We start from the raw sequence: 12,087 nt of genomic DNA on the forward strand, positions 1-12,087 counted from the left end.
ATGAACATCGCTCGCCAACCAATTGCGCAGCCGCAGTTCGAGACCGAACCGCCACACCGGGTGGCAATCGTGGGATCCGGTCCTTCCGGATGCTTCACGGCCCAGGCGCTGCGCAAACGCATGCCGCAGGTTCGGATCACCGTATTCGATTCCCTGCCAACGCCGTACGGGCTAATCCGCCACGGCATCGCGCCGGATCATCAAGGAGCCAAAGCCGTTCACCGTCAATTCGACCGGCTGTTCGCGCAGGACGGGATTCGCTTCGTCGGAAACACCGTCATCGGCGAGGACCTGCCGATGACGGTCCTGTCCGAGACTTTCGACGCCGTCGTCCTCGCCACGGGACTGTCCCAGGACCGTGGCCTCGGCGTACCCCAAGACCCGGCCGCCCGGGTGCTCGGCGCCGGTTCCCTGCTCCGCCTGCTCAATTCGGATCCGGACGCGGCATTGCGGCACAGGGGCGACGGTGTGCCGGACCTCGGCGAGGAGGTCGCCGTCATCGGCACCGGGAATGTCGCCGTGGACGTCGCCCGCCTGCTGACCAAATCGTCGGCCGAATTGCTGTCGTCGGACATCGACGACGCCGCACGGGAAGCGCTGCTTCCTGGTCGTATCAAAGCAATTCATATCATCGGCCGCAGTCGGCGCGAGGATGCGAAATGGGAGCCCGCCATGATCCATGAGCTCGCATCGGTCCAGTCGGTTGATCTGCGGTTCGATGGGAAGCCTTTCGACCCCGACGCGAATCGCGGCGAAGGTTCGGTCCTCGTCGATGTGCGATTCGAGCAGGTCTTGCACTCGATCACCACGGACGGCAACAGAACACGGGTAGCTACCCACGAGCGAATCAACCCATCGAAGCCCCAGCACTACACCGTGGACACGGTGATCTCGGCTGTCGGATTCGAGGACGCCTCGCCGCTGGGCGAGCAATTCGACCAGTCCTCGAACGTCTTCCGGGTGGGCGGTTCTGCGAGCGGGCGCTTGGGGAATCTGGCCGAGAACCGGAAGCTCGCCACGGCAGCGGCCCAGACGCTTGCGGATTATCTGATGCGGAAGCGTCCCCTGCCCGGGCCCGATGCTCTCGAATCCCTGCTGCCCGCAAACCATGTCACCTTCGAGGGCTGGAAGCGAATAGAGGAGGCCGAGACGCGCCGCGCACGTCCCGGGCGCTGCCGCACCAAGTTCACCACCCGCGACGAACTGCTTGCCGCGGCCGAATCCAGGGACACGCCATGACCACGATTCACATCCTGTTCGGCACGGAATCCGGTAACGCCGAGATGGTGGCCGACGACATCGCGGCTACGCTGCAGAGCGAAGGATTCGAGACCGAGATCGCGGAACTCTCCGACAGTCTGGTACCCGGGCTCGCCGACATGCGCCTGGCGGTTGTCATCACCTCGACCTATGGCGAAGGTGAACTACCCGAAAGCGCTGCCTTGTTCCATGAGGCACTGCTCAGGGAACGCCCTGACCTCAGCGGCCTGAGTTTCGGCGCGTTCGGGCTGGGCGATAGCGTCTACGAGACCTTCAACAACGGGATCGAGACACTCCATCGAGTGCTGATCGCATTGGGCGCCCGGCAAATCGGTGAGACGGCCAAGCACGACGCCGCGTCCGGCGAACCCGCCGACGATCTCGCCTCGACCTGGGCGGGCTCCCTGATGGATCGCATCCCCGCCTGAACTGACCGTTCCGCTGCCGGGCCATCGAGACGAAAGAACTGTCATGAGCGTCGAATTCGACAACACCGAGATCCTATTTCCCTGGAACACCACGGAATTCCGCGCGAATCCGTATCCCTGGTACGAGCGCGCCCGCCGCATCGATCCGGTCCATCGCGCACCGGAGGGCTCCTACGTCGTGACCCGATACGACGACACGATGCACTTCGGTCGCCTGCCGTCCATGAGCATCGTCGAACCCGCGCCGCGGGGACCACATCCGTGGGAAGCATTCGGTAACACGGTGTTGTCGCTCGACCCTCCGCAGCACACTCGGATGCGCCGCCTGACGAACCGGTGGTTCACGCCGAAGTTGATCAGCCAGTATCTCGAGACCACACGGGCATCGCTCAACGCGACACTCGACAAGCTGGCCGCCGGCGAAGTGGTCGACGCCCACTTCGATTTAGGTGTGAGGCCGACGCACGACACCATGTGCCGGATTCTCGACATGCCCGAAGGCCATGTCGAGGCGATGTTCTGGGCGTTGTGGGACGCGATGCTCATCAATGCGACCGACCCGGTCGAAGGCACCCGCGAGAAGTCGGTCGCCGGACTCGAGTTCATGTTCGGCGAGACCGAGCGGCACCTCGACGCGAAGCAGCGGAATCCGGGCTCAGGCCTCGTGGACGAGCTGCTCGCCGCCCATGGGCGCGGCGAACTCAGTTGGCGTGAGGTTCTCGAGACCACCGTCATTCTGCACATGTCGGGTGGCCCCAATCCCGCGTATCTCATCGGCGCGGCGTTCAGGCTCTTCGCGCAACGACCGGACCTGATGGCCGCCTATCGTGAAAAGTCCGACATCCGAGGCAAGTTCGTCGACGAACTGGCCCGGATGTACCCGGTCGAGCTGATCATCACGCGGTTTCCCACCGAGGACATCGACATCCGCGGTGTGCGGATTCCGGCCGGATCGTGCGTGAAGTTTCCGATCGGGGCCGCCAACCGCGATCCGGAGATCTTCGAGAACCCGGACGAATTCGACTACGAACGGCCAAACGAGGCCAGCCGCCACCTCACCTTCAGCCTCGGTCCGCACACCTGCGCGGGCAAAGCGCTGTCCCTCGCGGAGGTCGAGGCCATCCTCACCGTCGTGGCCGAGCGCTATGACCGGGTGGAACTGGCGGGGGATCCGATCGAGATCCGGACCGACCGCCTCGTCGTCTTCGAGAAGCTTCCCGTCATCCTGCATTGAGGATCCGGCCGAACGACCTGGAGCCCAATGGTTCCGGAACCACGAAGGAGTACTCGACGTGCAGCCTCGCCCCAACCTGAAGGCTGCCGACATCGCCGCAGTGGTGCGGACATTGTCGGCGCGCGGCGTCCGGATCGATGACAGCCCACTCGTGCGGTCGCTGTACTCGTCGGACGCGTCCGTCTATCGTGTTTCGCCCGGGGCAGTCGTATTTCCGCGCAGCATCGACGATGTCGACGCCATCGTCGCCGAATGCGCGGACAAGAACGTTCCCCTCACCAGCAGAGGCGCGGGAACCTCCATCGCGGGCAATGCGATCGGAACCGGACTGGTCCTCGACCACAGCAAGTACCTCGATGCCGTCCTCGAGGTGGATCCCGAGTCGAAGTCCGCGCGGGTGCGGCCCGGCGTCGCGCACGCGACCCTGCAGCGAAGTGCGATTCCGCACCGATTGCGGTTCGGCCCGGATCCCTCCTCGCATTCGCGGTGCACGATCGGCGGCATGATCGGCAACAACGCCTGCGGGTCGAGGGCGCTCGGCTATGGCCGCACCAGCGACAACGTCAAGGGCCTGCATGTGATCACGGCCGCGGGGGAGCACCTGCGGCTGGGCAGTCTGGCGCCGGCCGAACCCGCCGCTTCGCCGGTGCTGGATTCGCTGCGCACCACGGTGATGGCTTCGCTGGCGACAATTCGAACCGAGTTCGGGCGGTTCGGTCGCCAGGTGTCGGGGTACGCGCTCGACGCGCTGCTGCCCGAGAACCGGTTCGACGTCACCAGAATGCTCGTCGGGTCGGAGGGCACGCTCGGCGTGGTGGTGGAAGCGGACGTTCGCCTCGTCACCGATGCGACCCACCGCGTGATGGGAGTACTCGGGTTCGGCACCATGGTCGCGGCAGCCGCCGCCGTACCCGCCATTCTGGCGTTCTCGCCGATCGCCTGCGAGGGACTCGACAGCAGGATCACCGATGTCGTGCGAGCGCTGCGCCCCGGCGCGGTTCCCGAAATGCCGCGGGGCACAGGGTGGTTGTTCGTCGAGTTCGCGGGTGAGGATCGCGCTGAACTCGAAGGCATGGTCGCGGCCATCGCATCGGTCAGCGGCGCATTGGATTGGCGTCTGGTCGCCTCGGCGGCGGAGGCGGCCGCGCTGTGGAAGATCCGCGAGGACGGCTCGGGGCTGGTGGCACGGACGCCGAGTGGGCGTCCCGCGCATGCCGGGTGGGAGGACGCCGCCGTACCGCCGGAACACCTCGCCGACTATCTGGTGCGTTTCGAGGATCTGCTCTCGAACTATGGCCTGACCGGTGTCCCGTACGGGCACTTCGGCGATGGATGTGTGCATGTGCGCATCGATTTCGAGCTCGAGGACGGCCGGGGCAGGCAGCGGTACGAGGATTTCCTCGACGAGGCCGCGAGGCTGGTTGGCTCCTACGGCGGCTCGATGTCCGGCGAGCACGGCGACGGCCGCGCGCGGAGTTCGCTGCTCGCCCATATGTATTCGCCCGAGGCGATCGACCTCTTCCGGGCGGTGAAGCATCACTTCGATCCTGCCGGCCTCATGAATCCCGGCATCATTGTCGACCCGGTCGCGGCGTCCGCGGATGTCCGATACCTTCCGGCACCGACGCGACGAACTCCGCTGGCCTTCGCGTACCCGAACGACGCGGACGATCTGTTCGGTGCGGTGCACCGCTGCACGGGTGTCGGCCGATGTGTGGCCCCTGATTCCTCGGCGTCCACCGTGATCTGCCCATCCTTCCAGGCGACGCGCAACGAGCAGGATTCGACCCGAGGGCGTGCGCGTGTCCTTCAGGACGCGGTCACCGGGCGTCTGGGCCCTGCGGGCCGCACATCACCCGAAGTGCTTCAAGCACTGGACCTGTGCCTGAGCTGCAAAGGCTGCAAGTCCGACTGCCCCACCGGCGTCGACATGGCGACCTACAAGGCCGAAGTACTGCACGAGAGATATCGTGGCCGCGCGCGACCGCGGTCCCACTATTCGCTCGGTCGCCTCCCGCTGTGGATGCGCTTCGCCCGCCGCGCGCCCAGGCTCGTGAACTGGTTCAGCGGCGTGCGGGCGGCGCATCCCGCAATCGCGTGGATAGCCGGGATCGACTCCCGCCGTTCGATTCCCGCGATCGGTGACTCCGCGCAGCGATCCGCCTGGCGGGCAAGCCAGCGAGCGACGTTGGAAAGCTCGGCGAAGAAGGACATCGTGCTCTTCGCCGACACCTTCACCGACAGTTTCACTCCGGCGGTGGCGACCGCGCTGCTCGAGATACTCCACACAGCCGGATATCGCGTACACCTCCCATCGAGCACCGTGTGCTGTGGGTTGACCTGGATTTCCACCGGTCAGTTGGACAGCGCACGACGGAAGCTGGAACGGACCGTTGCCGCGTTGCATCCTTACGTGAGTCAGGGCATGGCCGTCATAGGAATCGAGCCGTCATGCATCGCCGTGCTGCGTTCCGATCTGACCGAGTTGGTTGACTCCCCGGCCGCGGCCGAGGTGGCCGCAGCTGTGAAAACCCTTGCGGAACTGCTCATCTCGGACGAGGACTATCGGCTTCCAGATCTCACGGGCGTAGAGGTGCTGGCACAGCCGCACTGTCATCATCATGCCGTCCTCGGATGGGAGTCCGACCGGGCATTGCTGAAGCGAGCCGGCGCTCGAGTGACCGCGGTCGGCGGATGCTGTGGTCTCGCCGGCAATTTCGGAGCCGAACGTGGTCATTACGACGTGTCGGTGGCGGTAGCCGAAACGCAGTTGCTTCCTGCTCTGCGCGCGGTATCGTCGACGACAGTGGTCCTGGCGGACGGATTCTCGTGTCGTACACAAATCGACCACCTCACCGATCGGCGCGCGGGTCATCTGGCCGAGCTGTTGTCAGGACGACTCACAACCTAGGCCGATTCTCGTATTTGTGGTTGACGAAGAGCCCTGCTGACGCGGGGCTTTTCTTGCATCAAGAGTACCTGTACTTCGAATTGCATTGACATATTGGCGAAACGCTGCGGTCATATCGACTCGTTAGTTTATGAGCGTGCGAAAGTAATTGTGACGGCATTGCGATCGGCGCAATAATCGCACGAACTTTCCGCATCAATCCGCCCTGTTCGGCAGGGTGTGATGCGGGTACCGTCCCAATCACTGTGATGTAGGCAACGAAGGCCTACGATCAATCTTGAATCTATCCCCAGTAACCGTGCGGGGGAGCTCGAAGGAAATAGCTGTGACGACAGAGAGAGCGGAATTCTCCGCTAGTGGTGAAATGCAGGAAGTCGGCTCGGGCAAACACTCCGACCGCCTGAGCGGCAATATGGGCGTCGGTGAACTCGTGATGAGCGTGCTCGCGTTTTCGGCACCGCTCGCGACAGTGGCGGGGTTCATCCCGGTGCTGTTGATGTTCAGTGGCCACACCGGACCGGCGATCTACATGCTCGTAACGATTCTGCTGGTGCTGTTCTCGGTGGGGTTCACCACGATGGGCCGGCGAGTGCAGAATCCCGGTGGGTTCTACGCTTTCGTCACGGCGGGCCTCGGTCGGCCGATCGGGCTCGGCGGTGCGTTCCTGGCGACATTCGGATACACGGCGATCGGTTTCTTCGCGCCACCGTTTTTCGCGGTGACCATCCAGAGCTACGTTGTCGACAACCTCCACGGCCCGCACATTCCTTGGTACTGGTATGCACTCGGACTCGTCGCCGTGACAACAGCATTGGCGTATCGGCGGATCGATCTGTCGGCGAAAGTGCTGACAGCGGTCATGGTGCTCGAGGTCATCCTGGTCGTGGTATTCGATGTCGCGGCCTTCGTGCACGGTGAACCTGCCGGGGCCGGTGGAGCAGGGTTCGCGTTGCCGCACATCTCGGACTCGAATCTCGGTTTAGCCGTGCTGTTCGTGGTGGGCAACTTCCTCGGCTTCGAGGCGACGGTGATCTTCCGCGATGAGGTCAAGAACCCTGACCGGACAATTCCCCTGGCGACGTACATCGCGGTAGTAAGTGTGGGCGTCTTCTATGCGATCGCGGCCTGGGCCTATATCGCCTTCTTCGGCGCGAATAAGGTCCAGGACGCCGCGACCAACGACACCGCGGGAATGTTCACTTCCGCATTGCTGAATTTGACCGGAAAGATTGTCGTCGACATCGTGACAATTCTCTTGATGACATCCATCCTGGCGTCGGTCCTCTCGATCCACAATGTGGCGGCCCGGTACCTTTTCTCGCTCGGCGCCGATGGTGTGCTGCCCACCTTCCTCGGGAAGGTGCACCCGAGGCACCGCTCGCCGTTCGTATCGGCAGCACTGGTGGGTGGGGTCTGGGCGATCGCCGTGCTGCTGTTCACGGCCATCGGCGTGGGACCGGACAAGCTCTACCCGATCGCAAGTGGCAGCGGAACTTTCGCGGTCTTGCTGCTCATGCTGGCTACGAGCGTTTCCGTGGTGGTGTATTTGCGCAAGAACCGGGGGGACGACGCCGACTCGCTGTGGAAGACGTTGATAGCGCCGGTATTGACCGTCATCGGTCTCGGGGTCGTCACCGTGCTGGCGGTCGCGAACTACTCGGATTTGCTCGGTGACACCGGCCTGATCACCGCGCTCTTCTTGGGCCTCACCTTCATTCTGCCGATCGCGGGTGTCGTAGTCGCTTATATCCTGCGGGCAACGAAACCCGATGTCTACCAACGCATCGGCCGCCAGCAGTTGTAGCGACCGCAAACCCGCCGAGGGCGCCCGTATTCGATGAGGGGATACGGGCGCCCTCGACTATCGTGCGAGGTCGAGTATCGACCGCGTGAGCGCGACGGCTCGATCCGCCAGCCGCGGCAACTCCTTGTCATCGCCATTCCAGGCGGACCACCGCGAGGCGCTTTCCAAGAGCGCCATGACAATTCGAACCGTCTCGTCGGGTGATTCGATTCCCATATCGGCAGCCGCCGCACGGTACATCCGCTCATACAGATCCACCCATTGATCTGCTTCCGTCCGCACGTCCGCCGGCAGGTTGTGCACCATCTTGTCGGTCGCGACCAGCAAATCCCAGAGATTGCTCTCGGGCAACCGCAGTTGACGAGTCAGATGCACTCGAACCATGGCGTCCCAGGAAGCCTCTGGTGATTCGGACTGGTCGACGGCCTCCAGAATCGCGATTCCGAATCGGTGAAAATGCCAGCGTAGCGACTCGGCGACGATCTCGTCCCGCCCCTCGGGGAAGTGCGCGTAGATGCTGGGCGCCTTGATGTCTACTTCACGGGCGATCATCCGCATGGACACCGAGTTGAACCCGTTCGCGGTTGCCAGGCGAAGAAATGCCTGCAAGATATGGCGACGTGAGGGGCTCTGATCCGACCAGTCGTACTTGTCGAGGTGACGCCGGAACACATCGGCGGCCTGCGTGAACAGCGGCTGTACCATCACCCTCCATCATGGTCGGGCCGGTAGCGCACGACCTGAATACATGCGAATGGCACAGGTGCGCCTTTCACAGGGAGATTACACTGTTCGTCCGAAATCGCACGGGCCACCAAGTGGCTCGATAGTCCAGCTGTGGAATCAGTTTCAGGCAGCGGCGATTCCGTCGTTCCTGAGCTCTATTAGATGTGCTGCGTCGCTGCCCGATCCGTCCTCCCTCACGGTTGTGCATCGCCGGGGCGCACAAGTCCGTTCTGATAGACAGTGACGACAAGTTGAGCGCGGTCACGCGCGCCGAGTTTGGTCATCGTGCGGTTGACGTGGGTCTTGGCGGTCAGGGGAGAGACAAACAGGCGTGTGGCGATTTCGTCGTTGGACAGGCCGTGGGCGACGAGCACGAGGACTTGACGTTCACGGTCGGTGAGAAGCTCGAGTACCTCGGAGCCCTGCGGCGGGGAGGCATCGGGTCGATCGAGGACATGCGTGATCAGTCCGCGGGTCGCTTTCGGAGAAAGCAGGGCATCGCCGGCGGCGACGACTCGCACGGCGTTGATCAGTTCGTCGGGTCCGGCATTCTTTCCGAGGAATCCGCTGGCTCCCGCGCGGAGGGCGAGCAGGACGTTGTCATCGTTTTCGAATGTCGTCAGTACCAGCACCCGGATGCCGACGAGGTTTTCGTCGGCCGCGATGAGCCGCGTGCCTTCGATGCCGTCGACGTCGGGCATGCGAATATCCATCAGCACGACGTCGGCGCGAGTGGTGTGGGCCAGGTGCACCGTGTCGCGCCCGGTGACCGCCTCACCGACTACTTCGATATCGGGTTCGGAGTCGAGAATCATCTTGTAGCCGGCGTGAATGAGCGCCTGGTCGTCGGCGAGCAGAACCCGGATGGTCATTCCATAGCCTTAGGTGCTGGTAGGTCGGCGTGCAGGGTGAAGTGCCCGTCGAGGGTGGCTTCCGCGCGGAGAGTGCCACCTGCTACCGCTCATTGTCGGCGTGGCCGCCCCGTTCCAGCTGTTCCGGATCCTTTTCGAAGTGATCCGCGGCGGCGGCCTCGATCCTGACTCCGACGTAGCGCTGGTGCTCGACCAATGCCACAACATCGAAGCGAAGATCCCCGGCCAGATCCGATCGGTACTCAACGTGCAGGAGATGACTGCCCGCGCGGCACTGGTCGACACCGAGGCGCTGGCCGCGGCGCAGGAATCCGGCGACGTGCTGGGAGCCAACGCGGTGTTCATGGATGCCTTCTACACCGATGTTCGCCCCTGGCTTGCCCGCTGGCGCGCCGATCGTGGTCTGCCCGAGGACCCCGTGGCGGCTTTCGCGGCGTCGGGCTACCAGCGGCAGATCGCCGCCGAACGTGTCGGTGGCGCTCAATCGGTCTGGGGCGCTTGATATTTCGTTGCGAACTGCCGAACTCAGCGTGAACTGAATCGAGGAAAACCCATCATGTCGCACACCGTTATTGCGGAGCTGGTCGCCCGGTCGAACCGGCTCGGATCGAATCCGAACAACACCAACTACGCGGGCGGCAACACACCTCAGCCAAAGGCGCCGGCACCGATCCCGTCACCGGCGGGCCCGTGGATCTGATGTGGGTCAAGGGCTTCGGCGCTGAACAAGGACTGGCCGTGCTGCGGCCGGACCGTCTGCGCGCTTTGACCGAGGTCTACCCGGGGCCTGATCGCGAAGACGAGATGGTCGCCGCGCTCGATTACACCCTGCACGGCCGCGGCGGGGCCGCGCCGTCGATCGACACCGCCATGCACGGTCTGATCGAAGCCGCGCACGTCGATCACCTGCACCCCGATTCCGGTATCGCGCTGGCGACCGCGGCCGACGGACCCGAACTCACCGGCAAGATCTTCGGCGATCGCGTGATCTGGGTCCCCTGGCGATGACCGGGCTTCCAGCTCGGACTGGACATCGCCGCGATCAGGAAGCGCAACCTACAGGCGATCGGCGTGATCCTCGGAGGTCACGGCATCACCGCCTGGGGCGAGACCTCCGACGAAGCGGAAGCGCACTCGCTCGAGATCATCACGTCCGCGCGACAACTCATCGAGATGCACGGTCGCCCAACGTCATTCGGTCCCGCACTGCCGGGATACGCGCCGCTGCCGGTGGACGAGCGCCGCGCCAAGGCCGCCGCGCTTGCCCCGTTCCTGCGGGGTCTGGTCTCCACGACAGAAGACAGGTCGGGCACTTCACCGACGCCGAACCGGTGCTGGAATTCCTCGCCGCCACACAGCATCCGCGGCTGGCCGCACTCGGTACGAGCTGCCCGGATCACTTCCTGCGTACCAAGGTCAAACCGCTGGTGCTCGATCTTCCCGCCGCGGCGAGCATCGACGAATGCCGCGCCCGGCTCCTCGAACTGCACGAGTCCTACCGTGAGGACTATCGCGCCTACTATGAGCGTCACGCCACCGCCGATTCACCGGCGATGCGCGGCGCGGATCCGGCCATTGTGCTCATCCCCGGTGTGGGCATGTTCAGCTATGGCAAGGACAAGCAGACCGCACGAGTGGCCGGCGAGTTCTACCTCAACGCGATCAACGTCATGCGTGGCGCGGAGGCCATTTCCCGCTACACCCCGATCGACGAGGCCGAGAAGTTCCGGATCGAATACTGGCCACTCGAGGAGGCCAAGCTGGCCAGGATGCCCGCACCCAAACCCCTGGCCACGCGGATCGCCCTGATGACCGGTGCCGCCTCGGGCATCGGCAAGGCGATCGTGGAGCGCTTGGCGGCCGAAGGCGCCTGCGTTGTCGTCGCCGATCTCGATGGCGACGAGGCCGCGGCTGAGTGGACTGCAGGACTTTCATCACGAATCCGCATGCCATGCGGCAATGAGGTAATCGATGAACATTTCCACAACGGGCGGAATGCTGCGGTTGGCGGATCGGGCGAGCGAAATTTGTCGTGTGAGCGGCGGATCGGTCGGAACAGTGACGAGAGGGAACCCGTCCTTAGGAATGGCCGAGTCGGGGATGAACCCATAGCCAGCGAGGCCGGCGGCAAGCTCGGCAACTAGCTGGGTGGTGTCGACTTCGGCGACCGGGGTCGGGTAGGCCTCGCCGGCCGAGAAGAAACGTTGCGCTTCCAGCAGCGCACCCAAGCGTCGATGTAGCCCGATATAGGGCATATCCGTAAGATCTGCGGGGCGCAGCGGTGCCTTTCCTATCAGTGGATGATCATGCGGCATAACGAGGTGCAACGTTTCACGCATCAGGGGAATATTGACGATGCCTTCGTCGGCGTAGCCTTCACAGATGGCCAGATCGAACTGGTCGTCGCGCAGACCTGTGATCATCGCACCCCGCAGCGACGTGACCAACGACCACCGAGTGCCTGGATGCCCACGGGTGTAGTCGGCCATCAGTCGGCATAAACGTGGGCCTAGCGACGGCAGGCATGTGAGGCGGATGACCGGATTTTGACCGGTACGAATGCATTCCATTTCGAACGTCGCGTCGGCGATGTCGCTCATTACGCGCCGGGCGATCGGCAGCAGAGCGCTACCCGCCGCCGTCAGTTTGACCCGCTGGCCTGTCCGGTCGAGGAGCTGGACGCCGAGGCCGTTCTCCAGCAACTTCAGGTCCTGCGACACGGCGCCCTGGGTCTTGTAGAGCCGCCGGGCAGCGCCGGTCAGCGTGCCCGCATCGACGATGCAGATGAAGGTCTCCAACTGCCGGAACTGCACGTATCGGCTCCTGTCAGTGAAAACGTGCCATTGTCGAAT

General features: G+C 64.0%; 8 protein-coding genes and 2 pseudogenes. 7 read left to right on the forward strand and 3 right to left on the reverse strand.

All coding sequences use genetic code 11. The features are described from left to right. Positions 1-69: 69 nt before the first annotated feature. From ACIBG0_RS33860 to ACIBG0_RS33880, 5 genes are all read left to right on the forward strand, one after another. A complete protein-coding gene (locus ACIBG0_RS33860) occupies positions 70-1,239 on the forward strand; it encodes an FAD-dependent oxidoreductase (RefSeq protein WP_397038232.1) in 1,170 nt (389 codons plus the stop codon). Next, the gene (locus ACIBG0_RS33865; protein ID WP_397038234.1) at positions 1,236-1,688 is read left to right on the forward strand and encodes a flavodoxin domain-containing protein; all 453 of its coding nucleotides are present in this window, start codon (positions 1,236-1,238) and stop codon (positions 1,686-1,688) included. The genes ACIBG0_RS33860 and ACIBG0_RS33865 overlap by 4 nt, the downstream gene beginning before the upstream one ends. Before the next feature lie 43 nt (positions 1,689-1,731). Next, the gene (locus tag ACIBG0_RS33870) at positions 1,732-2,922 is read left to right on the forward strand and encodes a cytochrome P450 (protein ID WP_397038236.1); all 1,191 of its coding nucleotides are present in this window, start codon (positions 1,732-1,734) and stop codon (positions 2,920-2,922) included. Between the two features lie 58 nt (positions 2,923-2,980). Then, complete coding sequence (locus tag ACIBG0_RS33875) at positions 2,981-5,833, forward strand: FAD-binding and (Fe-S)-binding domain-containing protein (protein ID WP_397038238.1); 2,853 nt, start codon at positions 2,981-2,983, stop codon at positions 5,831-5,833. Between the two features lie 325 nt (positions 5,834-6,158). Next, complete coding sequence (locus tag ACIBG0_RS33880) at positions 6,159-7,637, forward strand: APC family permease (RefSeq protein WP_397038240.1); 1,479 nt, start codon at positions 6,159-6,161, stop codon at positions 7,635-7,637. Positions 7,638-7,694: 57 nt separating this feature from the next. Here ACIBG0_RS33880 and ACIBG0_RS33885 read toward each other — a convergent pair whose 3' ends face one another. Both ACIBG0_RS33885 and ACIBG0_RS33890 read right to left on the reverse strand, forming a co-directional pair. Beyond that, positions 7,695-8,342, reverse strand: a complete 648-nt coding sequence (locus tag ACIBG0_RS33885; protein ID WP_397038295.1) for a TetR/AcrR family transcriptional regulator — start codon at positions 8,340-8,342, stop codon at positions 7,695-7,697. A gap of 215 nt (positions 8,343-8,557) precedes the next feature. Further along, entirely contained in the window at positions 8,558-9,235 is a 678-nt protein-coding gene (locus ACIBG0_RS33890) for a response regulator (RefSeq protein ID WP_397038242.1), read from the reverse strand. A gap of 88 nt (positions 9,236-9,323) precedes the next feature. On the opposite strand from ACIBG0_RS33890, the pseudogene ACIBG0_RS33895 reads away from it, so the two are divergent. After that, positions 9,324-9,737, forward strand: a pseudogene (locus ACIBG0_RS33895) (rhamnose isomerase); the annotation flags it as partial. Positions 9,738-9,791: 54 nt separating this feature from the next. Further along, positions 9,792-11,148 (forward strand): annotated as a pseudogene (gene rhaD / locus ACIBG0_RS33900) (bifunctional rhamnulose-1-phosphate aldolase/short-chain dehydrogenase); the annotation flags it as partial. A 21-nt stretch (positions 11,149-11,169) separates the two neighbouring features. On the opposite strand, the gene ACIBG0_RS33905 reads toward rhaD, so the two are convergent. Further along, positions 11,170-12,048 (reverse strand): LysR family transcriptional regulator, encoded by an 879-nt coding sequence (locus ACIBG0_RS33905; RefSeq protein WP_397038244.1) that lies wholly within the window; start codon positions 12,046-12,048, stop codon positions 11,170-11,172. Between the last annotated feature and the right edge of the window lie 39 nt (positions 12,049-12,087).

Source organism: Nocardia sp. NPDC050630 (assembly GCF_044457245.1).
Classification (GTDB): Bacteria; Actinomycetota; Actinomycetes; order Mycobacteriales; family Mycobacteriaceae; genus Nocardia.